Origin of the sequence: Hyphomicrobium sp. LHD-15 (assembly GCF_031157355.1) — a bacterium.
Taxonomy (GTDB): domain Bacteria; phylum Pseudomonadota; class Alphaproteobacteria; order Rhizobiales; family Hyphomicrobiaceae; genus Hyphomicrobium_C.
In genome coordinates this window covers 1,268,056-1,285,065 of record NZ_JAVIFT010000001.1, presented here as the reverse complement: position 1 = coordinate 1,285,065, position 17,010 = coordinate 1,268,056, and the positions used below count along the sequence as shown (strand labels likewise).

General features: G+C 61.8%; 16 protein-coding genes. 6 read left to right on the top strand and 10 right to left on the bottom strand.

All coding sequences use genetic code 11. From position 1 onward, the window contains the following. The first annotated feature begins 338 nt into the window (after positions 1-338). The 4 genes from RCO24_RS05750 (at position 339) to RCO24_RS05735 (ending at position 4,511) form a co-directional block, all read left to right on the top strand. A complete protein-coding gene (locus RCO24_RS05750; protein WP_308960552.1) occupies positions 339-1,037 on the top strand; it encodes a hypothetical protein in 699 nt (232 codons plus the stop codon). Positions 1,038-1,357: 320 nt separating this feature from the next. Next, positions 1,358-2,401 carry a DUF4105 domain-containing protein gene (locus RCO24_RS05745; protein WP_308960551.1) on the top strand — a complete coding sequence of 348 codons (1,044 nt, stop codon included), beginning with the start codon at positions 1,358-1,360 and terminating at the stop codon, positions 2,399-2,401. 176 nt (positions 2,402-2,577) lie between these two features. Next, entirely contained in the window at positions 2,578-3,051 is a 474-nt protein-coding gene (locus RCO24_RS05740) for a VOC family protein (RefSeq protein ID WP_308960549.1), read from the top strand. Between the two features lie 125 nt (positions 3,052-3,176). Then, a complete protein-coding gene (locus tag RCO24_RS05735; RefSeq protein ID WP_308960547.1) occupies positions 3,177-4,511 on the top strand; it encodes an Nramp family divalent metal transporter in 1,335 nt (444 codons plus the stop codon). 408 nt (positions 4,512-4,919) lie between these two features. On the opposite strand, the gene RCO24_RS05730 is transcribed toward RCO24_RS05735, so the two are convergent. The 8 genes from RCO24_RS05730 to RCO24_RS05695 all read right to left on the bottom strand — a co-directional run bounded on the left by RCO24_RS05730 (position 4,920) and on the right by RCO24_RS05695 (position 14,177). Continuing rightward, positions 4,920-8,054, bottom strand: coding sequence for a multidrug efflux RND transporter permease subunit (locus tag RCO24_RS05730; protein WP_308960904.1), 3,135 nt, complete (start codon positions 8,052-8,054; stop codon positions 4,920-4,922). Positions 8,055-8,130: 76 nt separating this feature from the next. Further along, on the bottom strand, positions 8,131-9,357 hold the full coding sequence (locus tag RCO24_RS05725; RefSeq protein WP_308960545.1) for an efflux RND transporter periplasmic adaptor subunit: 1,227 nt from the start codon (positions 9,355-9,357) through the stop codon (positions 8,131-8,133). A gap of 342 nt (positions 9,358-9,699) precedes the next feature. After that, the gene (locus RCO24_RS05720) at positions 9,700-10,116 is read right to left on the bottom strand and encodes a cupin domain-containing protein (protein WP_308960543.1); all 417 of its coding nucleotides are present in this window, start codon (positions 10,114-10,116) and stop codon (positions 9,700-9,702) included. A 32-nt stretch (positions 10,117-10,148) separates the two neighbouring features. Then, positions 10,149-10,892 carry an SDR family oxidoreductase gene (locus RCO24_RS05715; protein WP_308960541.1) on the bottom strand — a complete coding sequence of 248 codons (744 nt, stop codon included), beginning with the start codon at positions 10,890-10,892 and terminating at the stop codon, positions 10,149-10,151. Positions 10,893-11,174: 282 nt separating this feature from the next. Then, positions 11,175-12,071 carry an AraC family transcriptional regulator gene (locus RCO24_RS05710; protein ID WP_308960539.1) on the bottom strand — a complete coding sequence of 299 codons (897 nt, stop codon included), beginning with the start codon at positions 12,069-12,071 and terminating at the stop codon, positions 11,175-11,177. A 19-nt stretch (positions 12,072-12,090) separates the two neighbouring features. Beyond that, complete coding sequence (locus RCO24_RS05705; RefSeq protein ID WP_308960537.1) at positions 12,091-12,642, bottom strand: Rrf2 family transcriptional regulator; 552 nt, start codon at positions 12,640-12,642, stop codon at positions 12,091-12,093. 93 nt (positions 12,643-12,735) lie between these two features. Continuing rightward, positions 12,736-13,656, bottom strand: a complete 921-nt coding sequence (locus RCO24_RS05700) for a DMT family transporter (protein WP_308960535.1) — start codon at positions 13,654-13,656, stop codon at positions 12,736-12,738. Between the two features lie 155 nt (positions 13,657-13,811). Then, positions 13,812-14,177, bottom strand: a complete 366-nt coding sequence (locus RCO24_RS05695) for a hypothetical protein (RefSeq protein ID WP_308960533.1) — start codon at positions 14,175-14,177, stop codon at positions 13,812-13,814. Between the two features lie 226 nt (positions 14,178-14,403). On the opposite strand from RCO24_RS05695, the gene RCO24_RS05690 reads away from it, so the two are divergent. Continuing rightward, positions 14,404-14,553: a hypothetical protein gene (locus RCO24_RS05690; RefSeq protein WP_308960531.1), complete on the top strand. Its 150-nt coding sequence runs from the start codon at positions 14,404-14,406 to the stop codon at positions 14,551-14,553. 69 nt (positions 14,554-14,622) lie between these two features. Here RCO24_RS05690 and RCO24_RS05685 read toward each other — a convergent pair whose 3' ends face one another. Further along, positions 14,623-15,051 (bottom strand): low affinity iron permease family protein, encoded by a 429-nt coding sequence (locus RCO24_RS05685; RefSeq protein WP_308960530.1) that lies wholly within the window; start codon positions 15,049-15,051, stop codon positions 14,623-14,625. Positions 15,052-15,193: 142 nt separating this feature from the next. On the opposite strand from RCO24_RS05685, the gene RCO24_RS05680 reads away from it, so the two are divergent. Next, the gene (locus RCO24_RS05680) at positions 15,194-16,111 is read left to right on the top strand and encodes a hypothetical protein (protein WP_308960529.1); all 918 of its coding nucleotides are present in this window, start codon (positions 15,194-15,196) and stop codon (positions 16,109-16,111) included. A gap of 63 nt (positions 16,112-16,174) precedes the next feature. Here RCO24_RS05680 and RCO24_RS05675 read toward each other — a convergent pair whose 3' ends face one another. Beyond that, positions 16,175-16,972 carry a tellurite resistance TerB family protein gene (locus RCO24_RS05675; protein ID WP_308960528.1) on the bottom strand — a complete coding sequence of 266 codons (798 nt, stop codon included), beginning with the start codon at positions 16,970-16,972 and terminating at the stop codon, positions 16,175-16,177. Between the last annotated feature and the right edge of the window lie 38 nt (positions 16,973-17,010).

Here is a 17,010-nt window from a genome sequence, read left to right as displayed (position 1 = left end):
CCTTTCAGTGGCCCTCGATCCGGATTGGCAGGCGCAAATCGTTGCGGGACAATTGAGGACCGTGGGCGAAAGATCCGATACGAGCCATTGAGCTGGCAACAAAGCAGGATGCCCTGATCGAGAGAGCGCTGTTGCGAACAACCGGACGGCTGCGCGCTGGGCTCGAAGCCATGCGCTGAATGGATAACCGACTGGCACTGCAGCATACTTGACGAAATTGCCGCCGGGCTGCCAAAGATGATTCCATTCTGTCGGGGGGAATGGAAGCTATCGATGCGGTTCTTCGGGGGGCACTCGTCGGGGGGAGTATCGCCGATCCGTCAGGGGAGATGTCCCTGATGGCGATGGACAGTGGCGAGCCAACCCAAGCGTTGCGCGGCATCATTCTCCCAAATGAGACGTCGCCGAGTGTAACGGTTTCTCGTCGGCAGCCTTCCGAACCGGAGATTCTGGCGCCCGAAGGCGTGACGTTCCGGCACGAAACGGATGCGCTGGGCCGTACGCACGCGAAATTCTTGAGAAACGGCAAAGAAGTCGGATCGGCAGTCATCCGGGACTTCGGCCACTCAATTCAGATCACTAACTTTCAGATAGCCAGAGGCGCTCGGCGCCAAGGGATCGGGACGGCGTTTCAGTCGTACATCGAAGCCCAGCTTGGCAAGCGAGCGGTGCCCGATGGCATGTTGTCGAAAGCGGAATACCGGCGTTGGATGAAGCTCGACCCCGTTGCGGTGCAAAATTACGTCAAGGGTACGAAGAGCTATACGCCTCGCACGGGAAGCGATGCCTATTTCGCCGCGCTAGGTGGACCGCCCGTGCCTGGCTCGCGTGCCGCGAAACACCTCTCGGCGCAGGCTGATCTGCTCGCGCAAAAGCAAACGCCAACGAAGCCTCGGAAACGCCGCGCTCGGTCGCCGAGCCAAGGCGCCGGGGCCAGGGTCGACAACAAGCGGGTCAACAAGCGCGTCGACAAGCGTACGGCTCGCGTCGGCTCGATTGAGCGTACGGCCTCTGATGCTCGCGAACACAAGCGCTGATACGAGCCTCGAGCGCGTCGCGCAAAGCCGAAGCTCGGACTGCCCCGACGCCCGATCTCAATCATAGGCATCCGTTGTGACAAGGCATCGCGATGCAGCACTTTGTCGGAGACGGTCGCGGCTGGCGGCTGGCTGCGAAGTGTGGGCGGGACGTTCCTCACCAGCGGAAAAGTTCACTGGCCCAGGGCTGTCGACATTGAATTAACTCTTTGACGGCGCTTCCAGCTGGCGAGGGGTATGCGATCGAGCGCGGCCGCGCTAGATTGCCGAGAGCTAACGACCATCGCCCGAAGAGCCGCGACCAAAGACAAAGCTAGAAAATGCAGCCTGCTGATAAACGTGGAATTCTTGCGACGCTTTTCACGTGGTTGGCGGCAGGTGTCCGCGGCCTGTTCCTGGCGCTCCTCGTCACCTGGGCGACGCTTGCCATCTACTATTCCAACCTGCCATGGCCCACCCTGCGGCTCGCATCCGCCGTGGCGTTCGCGGCTTTCTCGATTTGGGCGCTTTGGATTTCTCCCAACCGGAGCAGGCTGTTCGCCTTCGTCGGAGCGTTTCTCGCCGTCGTGACATGGTGGATATTGATCCCGCCCTCGCATGATCGCGAATGGCGGCCGGAGGTCGCGGTGATGCCGCGTGCCTTTATCGACGGAGATCGCGTGCGCCTCACGGGAGTACGCAACTTCGACTTCCGCAGCCGCAACGACTTTACGGTGCGCTACGAGGAGCGGGAGGTCGAGCGATCGCACTTGATCGGGATCGACTTTTACGTCTCCTACTGGTCCGAAGGCCCGGTGGGCCACACGTTCCTCAGCTTCATCTTCGACAACGCTCCACCTTTGGCCGTCTCGATCGAGACGCGGCCTGAGGTCGGCGAAAGCTTTGCCCCGATCGCATCTCTGTTCAAGCAATTCGAGCTGATCTATGTCGTGGGCGAGGAACGCGACTTGGTCGGCTTGCGAACCAATCATCGCAACGAAACGGTCTACCTCTACCGCCTCAATACCTCAGCTGCGGACGCGCGAAATCTGTTTGATATCTACATGGACCGGATCAACGAACTCGCGGATCGACCGGAGTTCTATCACCTTCTGAGCAACAGCTGCACGATCAACATCATCCGCTACGCAAACGCCGCCGGCCGAGCCGGTCGGTTCGACATCCGCCATCTCTTGAATGGCTTGATCGACAGCTATCTCTATCACTCGGGCCGAGTCGACACGACGTTGCCGTTTCCTGAGCTGCGCCGACAATCGCTTATCAATCAGGCAGCTCAACAAGCTGGTGACGCAGCTGATTTTCCGGAACGTATTCGCGCGAATTTGCCGACGACGCGGAGCTCGCAGCCCGTCTCCTCCGATTGAGGCGGATGATCCTCAGCTGATGCATTGGGCCGTTCGCAACCGCTGCAAAACGGCCGACTTCCTCAGCCAAGCTATGTCGGGTGGAACCAGAGACCGCACGAGACGCTTCTGCGGTATCGCCACATTATCTTGCAAACGCCAGTTTCCGTCTCGTGGATGATCCGAAAGGACACGCTATGGCCAAGAACACGATTTGCCTGTGGTACGACAAGGACGCCGAGACTGCCGCAAGGTTCTACGCCGAGACCTTCCCGGATAGCGCGGTTGCTGCTGTCCACCGTGCTCCCAGTGACTACCCGTCCGGCAAGGCGGGCGACGTGCTGACAGTCGAATTCACAGTCGCCGGCGTCCCGTGCATCGGCCTCAACGGGGGCCCTGTGTTCAAGCACAACGAAGCCTTTTCATTCCAGATCGCCACCGACGATCAGGAGGAGACGGACCGCTATTGGAACGCCATCGTCGGAAATGGAGGCCAGGAGAGTGCGTGCGGCTGGTGCAAAGACAAGTGGGGCATCTCCTGGCAAATCACGCCGCGCGTTCTGACCGAAGCCATGGCAGCAGGTGGTGAAGAAGCAAAGCGCGCGTTTGACGCGATGATGGACATGCGAAAGATCGACGTCGCGGTGATTGAAGCGGCGCGCCGCGGCTAGCGTTCGACATCCATCGTCCCCAGTTGGCCAGGCGCAGACAAAGTCTGCGCCTTGGTTGTGGTCAGGCTCCCGTCAATTTGCTAAGCCGACTCTCTAGCTGTTCAGCGAACGGATAAACGTGAAAAATGACGCGGGACGCCGAGCCACTGCCTGATGACGCGAACCCGCCAACGGCGAACGCAGAAGTTGAACCAGTAGAGGTCCCCCCTAGCGACTTCTACGGACGGTTGCGTCAGGTCGGCCCAGGCCTCATCGCGGCCGCGACCGGCGTGGGCGCCGGCGACCTGGTCGCGACCATGATCGCCGGTGCGCGTTTCGGTACCGTGCTGCTGTGGGCCGCCATTCTCGGCGCCGTTTTGAAGCTGGCACTGGCTGAAGCCACAGGGCGCTGGCACCTCGCATCGGGAATGACTCTCCTCGACGGCTGGCGCCGCCTTGGCTACTGGGCCACGGGTTTCTTCGGCGTCTACATCGTGATTTGGGGCTTCGTGTACGGTGCCACCGCAATGTCGGCGGTCGGCCTGCCCCTGAACGCTCTCTTCGGCGGCCTCTCGGTGCGCTACTGGGCCATGCTCGCGGGTATCACGGGCCTGGTGCTGGTTTGGGGGCAGCGGTATGCGGCGTTCGAACGCTTCATGACTGTGTTGGTTGCGATCAAATTTTTTGCGGTCGTAGCAACCGCGTTGCTGGTTTCTCCGAACCTCGGCGACCTTGCAAGCGGACTCGTACCGCGGCTCCCCTCTGGCTCCACAATCTACGTCCTCGGCCTCATCGGCGGCGTCGGCGGCACCATTACCATGGCGGCTTACGGCTACTGGATGATGGCCAAAGGCTGGCGCAACACGGGCTGGCTGTCCGTCATGAGGCTCGACAACGCCGTTGGCTACACCATGACCGCGATCTTCGTCGTCGCGATGCTGGTTGTCGGTGCGGAGATCCTGCAAGGCCAGGACCTCACAGAGAATGACCGAGGACTCCTAACGCTCGGCAACGAGCTTGGAGTGCGCTACGGCACTTGGGCGCGCACGCTCTTCCTTGTTGGATTCTTTGCCGTGACGTGGACCTCGTTGCTCGGTGTCTGGAACGGGGTCAGCCTGTTGTTCGCGGACTGGGTCAGGATAATCAAGTTGCCTCACGGCGCGCATGCCGATGGCGACGACGAGACCTATGACGCTGGCAAAGCAGAAACCAGCACGGCCTTTCACTTCTACCTCATATGGCTCACGCTGCCGCCGATGACGATCCTCTTCTTCGACAGGCCGTTCCAGGTCACGCTTATCTACGGCGTGCTGGGCGCCGCATTCATGCCGTTCCTTGCCGTAACTCTGCTCGTGCTTTTGAACTCGCGCTTTACGCCGCCGTCCGCTCGTCCAGGCTGGCTGTCGACCACTATGCTCGTCGCCACCGCGTTGCTCTTCATAGCGCTCTTCGCCGCCGACCTCTCCGCGCGGTTCGGTTGATCTCGCTCCGCTATGGGCTCTCGCGTTCCGCTTATATGGCCGCTATCAGCAAGCGCTGCGATAACGGAGGATCTGTCATCTCGCCTGCGACACATTGCAGGCCGCACAACGGCCCGGTATTGTCATCAAGCCGCCCGGGCATTGCAGTAGAAGCGGATCTTCTCTTTGAGAAAGGGTCTCGCGATGGGCACACGCTACACAGACAACACGCTTGCCGAAAATCCGCCTGGTGGAAAAGAGCATGTCGTTTCTACCGAGACAGCCAGCACGCTCCCTTCCGACCTGTGGCGTACCAGCGGCAAGACGAAGTGAGTGCCACGAGTAAGGAACGCGTAGCCGCATCGTTGGGCTGTGTGGCTACGCGCTTCGCGTAATATCTATATTCCTGAAACGTAGCGTCTTGCCTCTTTAGTCCGCTTTCGCGGCTTCGTGATCCGCTTCCCCCCGTTCGCTCCTGAACATGCGCTCCAGGAACGTCGCAAGCTTATCGAGATAGATATAGACGACCGGCGTCGTAAAGAGCGTCAGAGCCTGGCTGACGATCAACCCGCCAACCATGGCATAGCCGAGCGGCTGACGGATCTCCGAGCCCGTACCCGCGCCGAGCATCAGCGGGATGCCCCCGAGCAGAGCCGCCGCCGTTGTCATCATGATCGGACGGAAGCGCAGGATGGCCGCTTTGCGAACGGCTTCCTCGGGCGAAAGACGCTCGTCCCGTTCGGCGGTGATGGCAAAGTCAACCAGCATGATGCCGTTCTTCTTGACGATGCCGATCAACAGGATGATGCCGATCATCGCGACGAGTGAGAAATCGAAGCCAAACAGCATAAGCGTGGCGATGGCGCCGGCGCCCGCAGACGGCAGCGTGGACAGGATCGTCAGCGGATGAATGAAGCTTTCGTAGAGAACGCCGAGGATCAAATAGATAACGACGAGCGCAGCAACGATCAGCATCGGTACGGTCGAGAGCGAATCCTGGAAGGCCTGCGCGTTGCCCTGGAAGCTCGTGCGCAGTGCAGGGGGTAAGCCAAGCTCTTGTTCCGCGGCTTTGATGGCCTCGGTCGCCGTGCCGAGAGATCCTGCCTCGGCGAGGTTGAAAGTCATGGTCACGGCCGGGAACTGGCCCTGGTGCGAAATCGACAGGGGCTGTGTCTTGCGCGTGGTCCAGCTGGCGAACGCGGCCAGCGGTACCTGTTCGCCGGTTGTGGGCGACTTGACGTAGATTTTCTCGAGGCTTTCCGGTGTTCCCTGCAACTCCGGCAAGATCTCCATAACGACATGATAGCTGTTCTGCTGGGTGAAGAACTGCGCGACCTGGCGCTGACCGAAGGCGTCGTAGATCGTATTGTCGATGGCGCCGAGGTCGAGGCCGTAGCGCGAGGCTTGATCCCGGTTGATATCCAGCGTCAGCGTCATGCCGGCGCCCTGTTGATCGGTGGCGACATCGCGCAACTCGGGCAGCGTCTTCAGTTTCTCGAGAACTTTCGGCGCCCATTCGTTGAGCTCGGCGATGTCCGGATCCTGCAGCGTGTACTGGAACTGCGCGCGCCCCGCGCGCCCGCCCACTGTGATGTCCTGCGCCGCCTGTAGGTAAAGCTTCACGCCTTCGACGCTCTGGTTTGCCTTGCGCAGGCGCGCGATGATCTCGTAGGCCGAGGCATTGCGTTCGCTACGCGGCTTCAGCGTGATGAAGAAGCGTCCGGTGTTGAGGGAGGCAGACGCGCCGCCGGCGCCGATGGCCATTGCGTAAGTCTCGACGTCCGGGTCTTTGCCGATGATCACGCCGAGCTGCTGCTGAAGGCGCATCATCTCGGCGAAGGACACGTCCTGACCGGCTTCGGATGTACCTTGTAGCAAGCCGGTATCCTGCTGCGGGAAGAAACCCTTGGGAATGGTGATGAACAGCATGGCCGTAACGGCAATGGTCGCGAAGAACACCATCAGCGTCAGGAAGCGATGGCGCAGGCAGACATCCAGCATCCGCTCATAGCCGCGCAACATGGCTTCAAAGCCCCGCTCGCTCCAGGCGTAGAGACGGCCGTGCCTGACCTCGCGCTCGACGCGCAGAAAGCGAGAGCACATCATCGGTGTGAGCGTCAGCGCGACGAAGGCCGAGACCGCGATGGTCATGGTGACGGTCACCGCGAACTCCCGGAACAGGCGGCCTATGATACCGCCCATCAGCAGCAACGGAATGAATGCAGCCACCAGAGACAAGCTGATCGACACGATGGTGAAGCCGATTTCCCGGGCGCCTTTGATCGACGCTTCGAACGGATTCATGCCGTCCTCGACATGTCGGACGATATTTTCGAGCATGACGATTGCGTCATCGACGACGAAGCCGACGGCGATGGTCAGCGCCATGAGCGACAGGTTGTCGAGGCTGTAGCCCGCAAGCCACATCAACGCCAGCGCTCCGAGCAGCGAAAGCGGAACGGTGACGCTTGGAATGATGGTCGCCCACAGGCTGCGCAGGAAAACGAAAATGACGCCGACGACGAGCGCAATCGAGATCAGCAAAGTGAACTCCACGTCCTCGACGGAGGCGCGAATGGTCTGGGTGCGGTCGCTCAGCACGTCGATCTTGATCGACGGCGGCATGGAGGCGCGCAGGCGCGGCAGCTCCGCCTTGATGCGGTCCACGGTTTCGATGACGTTTGCGCCCGGTTGCTTCGAGATGACGAGGAACACGCCGCGCTTGCCGCCGGCCCAGGCTGCTTTCTTCATGTCCTCGGGACCGTCGACCGCGCGACCGATGTCCTTCACGCGGATCGGCGCGCCAGCGCGGTAGGCGACGATGACATCGTTCCAGGCGTCGGCCTCGGTCAGCTGGTCGTTGGCGTAGATGGTTAGGCTTCTGAGCGTGCCGTCGATGTTGCCCTTGGCCTGGTTGACGGTGGTAAGCGCGAGACGCGCGCGGATGTCCTCGAGCGAAAGGCCTTTGGCAACCAGTTTTGCGGGGTCGATCTGAACCCGGACGGCGGGCTTCTGCTCGCCGCCGATGGTGACGAGGCCGACGCCGCTGATCTGGCTGATCTGCTGGGCGAGCTTGGTATCGGCGTTGTCATCCACCTCCGTCAGCGGCAGCACGTCCGAGGTAGCGGACAGCAGCATGATCGGCGCGTCCGCAGGGTTCACTTTGCGGTACGTTGGCGGAGAGGGAAGGTCGCTAGGAAGCTGACCGGCGGCGGCGTTGATCGCAGCCTGGATGTCGTTGGAGGCGGCATCGATATCCCGGTCGAGATCGAACTGAACGACGACCGTGGTCGAGCCGAGGCCCGACGACGAAGTGGTCTGAGTGACGCCGGGGATACGTGCGAACTGGCGTTCGAGCGGCTGGGCGACAGAGGACGCCATTGTCTCCGGGCTCGCCCCCGGCAGCGAGGCCGAGACCTGGATGGTGGGGAAGTCAACTTGCGGCAGCGGGGCGACAGGCAGGTTCGGATACGCGACGAGGCCGACGAACAACAGGCCCATCATGATCAGCGTCGTCGCGATCGGTCGGCGAATGAACGGCTCGGAGAGGCCACCTCCGGGCATGCCGGTCTGGTTCATCGTGTGCATGGTTGGCTCGATCTGTTCGCTCGATTTCTGGACCGCCCCTCCGCCCCCTCATTCAGTTATCGGCCGCGCTCTCCTTGTCGTCGCGCGTGGCAGCAACACGCACCCCGGGCTGGAGGCGCGCGTGCCCTGCCGTTACGACCTCTTCACCCGGCGCCACACCACCTGCGATGACGGCGAGACCACCGCCGATCTGGCCGACCTCGAGGTCGCGTTTCTCGATCGTCTGATCGGAGCGCACGACGTAGGCGAAAAGCCCCGTGGGGCCGCGCTGAACGGCGATGTCTGGCGCCACGATTTGATTGCGTAGGGTCGCCACCAGCAGTTGCGTCGTGACCGAAAGCCCAGGCCACAGCAGATTGTCCGCATTCTCGAAACGTCCCTTGAGGCGTATGGTGCCGCTCGCGACGTCGATGTCGTTGTTGATGATGGCGAGCTTGCCGCGGCCGAGTTCGGTCTTGCCGTTGCTGGAGAAGGCGACGACATCGAGCGGACCATCCTTGAGGCCGCGCGTGATGGCAGGCAGCTCGTCCTCCGGCGCTGTGAACACGACCGAGATCGGCTGGATCTCGGCAATCGTCACGATGCCGTTCTGGTCCGTGGCATGCACGATGTTGCCGATGTCTATGGTGCGTAAACCCAGACGGCCGCTGATCGGGGCGCGAATGGTCGTATAGCTGAGGTTGACCTTGGCATTCTCTTGCGCGGCTTCGTCGGCCGTGATCAAGGCCTTGAGCTGGTTGACGGTCGCCGTCTGTTGATCGAGCAGCTGCTTAGTCGCATAGCCGGGGCCGACGAGCGTCTTCGTTCGCTCGAGGTCGGCGTTGGCACTTGCGAGATTGGCCTGATCTTGAAGAATCTTAGCTGAGGCTTGATTGAGTGCTGCCTGAAACGGGCGCGCATCGAGTTCGACCAGGACGTCGCCTTCCTGGACCGGCTGCCCTTCGTCGAACGCGATCTTCTCGACCTGCCCATCGACTCGGCTGCGTACGGTTACGGAGTTCCAGGCCTGCACGGTGCCAAGCCCGTTCAGGAGAACCGGAAACTGGCCGCGTGTCACGGTCGCGGCGTGGATCGGAATTGCGGGCTGGAGGTCTGCGCTGCGAGGACGTGCCTTATCGCGCTGGCTCCAAGGCGAAAGCAATGCAACCGCTGTCTTTAGTCCATCGGTATGGTGCCAGGCCCAGTATCCGGCAGCGATGGCGACGAGCACCATCAGCGTTGTGGAAAGCCTCCATGCGCGCCGCCGCGGCCTTGCCGGCTCCGTGCTTTCTCGCGCCATAGGTTGGTGTCCTTTGTCGAGTGAGGCGGGTTGCTTCCCACATGTCTCGACCGACAAAATTCCGGACTCTGGGCTTCGTTCCTGCATGTCGCCTCAACACATTGGCCGCATGCCCCTCGCGGCTTCCAGCGGGGCCGAACAGCCATATGTCAGGATAACGCCATGGGTTGGCGGGTTCCGTCCCTTACTTTTGCGTAAAGCCGCGTACAGCGAGAGCTATTGCTCGGCGAAAAGGATGGACGTCAGGACGAATTTGGTTGAGGCGCAGTCTGTCAGACCTGCGAACGCTTGATAACGAAGCAGAGAGGCAGCGGCGGGAGCCGCCACTGCCTCCGGGCTTTCTCACTTGTCCGGAATGACGATCTTCTGATCGCTCGTGTCGACCACGAAGATGGCCAGAAGCTTGGCCGGTTCCGTGTCGCTGGCATTGTGGCTCACCTGGTGATGGTCGCCCGGCTTCTCCGACCAGCTCTCGCCCGCCTGATAAGTGCGCTCGGGCTCGTCATTCACTTTGCTGCGGATCGCACCCTCGAGCACGCGCGCATAGATGAATGCCGAGGAAGGGTGCCGATGTGACGGCGATCCGGAACCGGGCTCGTACTCGACGAGCACGGCGCGCATGCTCTTGCCGGGGACGTTCGGCAACGCCTGATCAAAAACCACCGATACCTTCGCTCCCGGAGCGAGTGTCTCGTGAGCGGCGACACGTGTCGCGAACAGAGCGGCAGCGGCCGCAAGCATCAGCGCGATCTTCTTCATGGCTCTTCTCCTTCTCCGAGGTTGCGATGGTCTCAAGACGAACGTGCCCAATCTTCAAAGCGCGTGCGGCCAGGAATGAACTGCGCGACCGGGGCGAGCCCGTCCTTGTCGAGCACGGCACCGAAGTAAGTGGCGTCGGGATCCGGGATCACCTTTCGCGTGTCGCCCTTGGACGAGAGGTATGACTGGATGAACTTCGCGAGGCTGGAAGCTTCGGGTCCGGCAAGTTCAACGGCGCCATTCTTCGGTGCAGAGGTGGCAATGTCCGCAAGGGTAGCGGCGACGTCATCTGCCGCAACAGGTTGGAATTTCGAGGGTGACATATAAACGACGTCACCTTCCGTGCCAGATCCTGCGATCCCGTCGAGGAACTCGAAGAACTGCGTTGCACGCAGGATCGTGAACGGGACGCCACCGGCCTCGATGAGTTCCTCCTGCACGCGCTTGGCGCGTAGGTAGCCGCTGTCACGGATGCGATCGGCGCCGACGACAGACAGCGCGATATAATGCGCGACGCCGGCGGCCTTCGCTGCGGTCAGAAGATTTCCCGTCGAGCGGCGGAAGAAGTCGAGAACAGCCCGATCTTCGAAGGAAGGCGAGTTGGTGACGTCAATGACGACATTGGCACCGGTCAGCGCCTCCGCGACGCCGCTGCCAGAAACGCTATCGACGCCTGTTGACGGCGATGCGCTTACGATGTCGTGACCTTCGGATTTCAGGATCGTGGAAGTTTTGCGGCCGATAAGGCCCGAGCCGCCAATGATGACGATTTTCATTGTGTTATCTCCAGGTGAATGTGAGCGACTGTGCTTGCGGCAGGCCTGCTGCCATTGCGCTCCTGAGCAACGGCAATTCGAGCCTGCAGTGAGGTAGCGACATCAGCCTTTGATGAACGCCAGCAGATCCGCGTTGATGACGTCGGCATGTGTCGTTGTGCGTTACACTGTGCCCGGTCATCGTCTGTCTCCTTTGCCCATGTGCATCGGTACAGAGATGATTTAGTCGAGCGGCTCGATACCTGCCCCAGAGCGATTGCTGTGAGTGTCGAGAGATTGCTGCTAACGAAGACGACGTCGCCAATCGCTCGGCGTTTCGCCGGTCATCTTTTTGAATGCCGCAGCAAACGCGGTCTGCGAGCCATAGCCAAGTGCGGCTGCAACCGAAACAACAGATACGGACGGATCGCGCAGCATCTCCATCGCCCGCTCGAGACGATGGTGCCGTAACCATGCATGCGGCGAAAGCCCGGTACTTTCCTTGAAAGCTCGGCAAAAATGGAAACGCGAAAGACCGGCTTCCGAGGCAAGCGCCGAAAGCGAAACATCTTCTTCGGCGTCGGATCGGAGGCGTTCGATGGAGCGACTGAGAGCGATGGGTGACAGTCCGCCCGAGGTCGGCTGGTACGAAAGCGGCATGCCCGTGTGAGCAGCCAATAGACGAGTGGCCAGGAGGCTAGTGAGCTGTTGGCGAAAAAGGGAGTTTAGGCTGTCGTCGCCATCGAGAGCGTCTGTTGCGGTGGTAAGCAGCCGCGCCGTGGTGGCATCGACATGCCCCGTGCGCTCGAGCAGATCTTCTGGTGCGCTTCTGCCGGCTTCTGCCGCCACGCGTTGCAACGTGCTTTGCGGCAAATAAAGCTGAACGACGTCGACGGATCCCGCGATGTCCCATCGGGCAGTGGAGCCAGCAGGAATGATCGTGACAACACCGGGTCTCGCCGTTCCGGATGCAAACACCCGCCCCGTTCTTCGCTCGAGGCGTTGCAGGGTGCCGATGTAGGTCATGATGACGTGGTCTGCCATCGGCTCGACAACGTCATGTAGAGCGCCGTGGTTCCAGCGTGCGATAGATCCAAACGACGGGTCGGGTCCGGCGGCGATCTGCAGGGGCGCGGTCTTGAGGACGCGTGCCATCTCCTCACCGGCCGGACGTCGATCGATCGACTCGCCTTGTCCCATGGTACGCCTCACAAATCGTCTACTCCCGCGCGCGACAGGCCGCCCGCGAGGCGGCTTGTCCGCCGGTGCTTCGCGCTCCAACGCGGTTCGCGATCCAATCATTGACCTCGCTGTAGAAGCTTTCGGGCGCCTTCTTGCCGAGTGTCGCGGAAACGTCCGCCAGGGAATGAGCCGCAAGCTCATCCCGCATCGTCTTTTCGACCTTGAGCATCACGGCATGGATGGCGCAGACGCCCCGCGTGGCCCATGTTGGTGCCGATCCATCGAAGAGTGCGCACCGGCCCCGGATATCCTGGCAATCGAACAGCGGCTTATCGCCTTCGATGGCATCGACGATGTCGAGAAACGAGATTTTCTCCGGCGGCCGCGCGAGGCGGTATCCGCCACGAACGCCTTCGGTAGCCGAAACGATCCCGGCCTTTTCCAGCTTGGGAAAGATCTTGGCGAGGAAGCTCGGTGAGATGCCTTGCAGCTCCGCGAGATCGCGGCTCGACAGCGCCTTGTCGCCCGAGCTCGTGAGCCAAAGCAGGCAATGGATGCCGTATTCAACGCTGGTCGTCAGGTGGGCCATAACGCGGACTATATCAGTCCGCGTTATGGCGTCAAGAGATCGATTGCCTACTGATGAACAGTCTTGACGATGGGAAAACCCGATAGTGGGCTCTTACTTCGTGGCGGACGTGCCGCGATTGACCATCGCCACGCCGGCGAGAATGAGCGCGACGGCGAGCCAGACGGTGAGGGACAAGCGTTCACCAAAAAGCAGCACGGCGAACGCGACGCCGACGGCCGTGTTCAAGTAGCTGATCTGGCTCAGGTACACCGGCCCCCCTACCTGCTGCAGGCGGAAGAAGAAGGCATAGCCGATGCCGATGGCGAGGCTCTGCGCCGCAACCAGGCCAACGCCGTCGGCCGCATCTCCGAGTGAAATTGATACGAGACCGGCGAAATACAGCGCCGCCGCCAGCGCTGTGATGACGCCCGCGGCACTCGCCAGAGTGAGCATTGCCAACGGCAGCGGTCCGTGCCCATCCGGCCAATGGGTGGTGCGGTACACATTTCCGGCTGCCAGCGAAGCCGGCGTGACGAGCGCGAGCAGAGACCACCCGATGTGTGCTTCCGCCCCGAGGCTACCGCTGTTTCGTTCCAGAAGGATGATCGACGTCCCGATGAGCCCAATCAAAAGCCCCGCGATGCGAAGTGCGCCAGGTCTTTCGACACCGAACGCGCTGACGATCCCAAGCGTGAGAAGGGGTGCGAGCGACTGCAGGATCGCGGGAATTCCAGAGCCGAGGTTCGGGATCACGATCAGAAGCGTCACGAACGGGATCGCGAACGTGAGCTGCCCCGCAATGGCCGCATAACGAAGCGTTTCGGCGTTGATGATGACGCGCTCGCCCGCAATCCGGCAGATGAACGCCAGAACGACACTCGCGCCCGCGGCCGTTGCACCCGCAAAGACGAGTGGCGGCAACCCGAGATCCGCAGAGAGCTTGCCGAGCGGGAAGATGAGTCCGATCGAGAGCCCGGCAGCGAACAGCAGCAGCAGGGGCTCGAGACGTTTGAAAGCGTTCGGCTGCGTCATGTCACGTCTGCGGAAAAGACGAGCGGATAAACCCGCTATAGAGCATCACCCGACGCGGCAGTAAATGAGGTCACGCTATCCGAAAGCGGCTGGGCCTGTTCGCCAAGGGCGGCGCGCTTCCGTTCCAGGTTCGTCCCGGACGAGAGGCGTATGCCTCAGGGATACTTGCGCGTCGGCGCGCGAAACGCGCTCATGAACCTGAGCGAGAGCACGTTCGCATCGCGGCTTGCCACAACACAGTCCGCTTCTTTCTTGTCGGCGCTGGAGTAGAGTTTGAGCGGACGCGTCAGCAGATGTGGCTTGATATCGTCGTGCCAGAGAACGATCTGGGCCGTGATTGGAGACATGTCGCGAATGGTGCAGGGGCGCGGCATGATCATGCCTTCAGACCAGATAAAGCCCTCCTTCAAGCGCTGGGGCCGCCGGAAGTCCTCGGGCTTGAGCGAGCGGTCGGAAGTTGTTTTTGACCGCAAGGTCTCTTCGCCGGAGAGTGAAGAAACCAGGGATTTCCACAAGGTCATGATCGGGGTCCGCCTGCACACGCATTTGCCGAGGCAGCATCGGAAATCATGATGAAGATTTCCCTAATGACGGTCGGTGCAAGGCCGAATTCGGCGGCAGCGGTACGCGTGTGAGGCGGCGCCGGAGATGCGTCGCGGCGGCTTGCGACGCGCAACTCGACCTGCTCCGAAACGGAACATTCCCGTCGGCGCCGCGTTCTTCAGCAAACGACGAGGAGGACGAAAAATGCCTGATCGGAAGGTTCTGGATCCCACCGAGGCGCGCCAGGCCACGCCGCAGCGAGTGAACTATCGGGTGCTTACTCGGTCGCTTCTGATGGCCATTGTCGCTGCCGCGATCGTCTATGCGTTTTTCTATATTCAATCGCCGGCATAGCGCGCATCAGCCGCTTCGTTTTGCTAAAGCCGCGCCCGTACATCGTGCCGGGCGCTTGATTTTGGCGGGTCAACTTTTGGCGGCGCGTTTGCGCTTTAGAAGGGCCCGCTCGACATGAAAAAGATCGTCGTCGAGCAACGGCGAAACCCGCTCCCGCAAACGTTCGAACTCGCGTTGAACGGCGGCGAGTTCGTCGTCCGACATATGGTCCAGCTCGACGAGTTCAGTGCGTGCCCCCTCGACGCCCCGCAGCAATTCGTCGAGTTTGAGCGATACGATCCGTGCGTCCCGATTTTGGGTGTTCTGAATGAGGAACACCATCAGGAAAGTCACGATCGTCGTGCCGGTGTTGATGACCAGTTGCCAGGTGTCGGAATAGGCGAAATAGGGTCCGGTCGCGCACCAGATCGCGACTGTGAGGCAGGCCGCCAGAAAGGCCCAGGACGATCCCACGGCCTGCGCGGCGGCTTCTGAAAAGCGGCGGAACTGTTCGTTCATGGCGGGCTCCTCGGTCGCTGTGGCGGGAACAGATGCCAGCGGGCGACCCTAAAAAACAGTGTCACGGTTTTCGCCGATTTTCAGCTATGAAGCCAACGGAGGAACGCCCGCGGGGCGGACGGCCCATCGTGACGAAGGGGAAATGGCTGTGGTCGAAGTTTTGCTCTGCATCGTTGGCGCATTTTACGCGTTCGCGGGCTACGTGGCGACGCGTGCAGGCCTCACCTCCCATTTTGTCGATCGCGCGATCGCTGCGATCGGGGCCACGAAGCCAAGCGTTGTCGAAACCCGGCAGACCCATTGGCTGCTGTCGGCGGCCACGCTCGTGCTTGCGGGCGGCGCGGCGCTTCTCTTCCTGCTCGATATCGCGGTTTGGCTCTTCGTGGCCTCGACCGCCGGTCAAGCGCTGTACCTAGCCGTCCTTGGACCGTTCTATTTTGACCGCGCGGAGCCCCCCGATCCGCGTGGTCGCCGGCAAACCACCAACGCGTTTGTTATCTATCTCGCGGCTACGGCTTTCGTGGTTTGGGCCGGCGCGGCGGGCAAGCTCGTAAGCGTGTCCGAACTCGGCTGGTTGGCCGCAGTTCCGGCCGCCGCCGTCGTCGCGCATGTCATCTATGTGCTCTGGACGCTCGCAGGATCACCCGCGGCAAAATCCTCTCCGTTGTTTGTAGGCGCGACGCCGGAGGGCGAGGGACGAGATCGGTCCGAATGCAAGCGCATCAAGGTCATGGCCGACTATGATTGCCATCCGCTGTGGGCCCTCGATGAGGACGTCTACGGCGATCTCGCGCCCGAGACGCTCGGCCTATCTCCGGAATTGACGAATGATCTCAACGCCTGGGCCGAGGCCTATTCATCGTCGCTCAATCGCGAAGATCCGTCGCAAAGCCTGTGGAGCGAAGCACAATTCGCGGCGCATGCCGCAGAGGCACGTCCCCTGGCCACGCGCTTGGCGCGCGAGCGGCCTGATCTGATGATCTACGTGTTGGAAGGGGAGATTGGCGTCGTCGAGGTCCGCGCCGATGACGAGCCGCGTGCAGGTGGCGCAGGACTCTGAAAGGCAAGCGGCCTTGCGGCGGCGGCCCGGAAATATCCGAGCCGCCGCAATGATCGCACCGGGTTAGATCCCGGCCGCACGAACCTGCGGGACCGAGGTCGCGCTCTTGGCCGATTGCACGGCGGCGTCAAGATGCGCGACGAGCCCATCCTCGAGGCCGAGTGTGGCCGCGAGATAGCGCAGGTAGGCCTGTTCGGCCGGCGTATCGGCTTCGATCGCGATCGACGAAGCCAGATAGATTTCGCTTCTGATCTCCGGGGTCGCCGCGGCTGCCGCGAACTGCTGGGGCGACCAGGGAGCAGCGATCTCCCGGTCGAGGAAGGCCTGCTCCTCGGCGTTTATCCCGACATCGACGAGACGGCCGACGATCTTCTGGCGCTCGGCCGCATCGATCAGCCCGTCCGACAGCGCAGCGGCGATCATGGCCCGTAGCAACAGCAGTGCGTGTTCGTTCGCGGGCGGCGCGCCGGGCAGCGTTGCACCGCCCCGGGCTGCTTTGATGTATTCGGCGGCACGCGTGCCGACCAGTGGCTTGCCGTCGCGATAGTTCGTGTAGGCCTTGTAAGCGAGGCCACCAAGGGCGGCCGCGGTGCCGAGCTTCAGAGCATCACCCGCGATGTCACGGCCGGTTTTTGTGCCGAGAAGAAGTGTCGTCAGCGCGCCGGCGGCGGCGCCTCCGACGATTCCACCACCCTGGCTGCCAAGAAAGCCCTTGGCACGCTCGATGAGGTCGTTGGGCTGCGATGGGCTCTCGGCGCCGGCGTCGTACTGAGGGCGCGTGGCGGGTACGGACCCCGTAGAGCCTTGCGGCCCGCCGGTACCGTTCAACACCAGGTCGAGAAGCTTCGAAGCGTCGATCATTTCCAGTCCCCAATGATTATTTTCCTGAACGAGCCGTA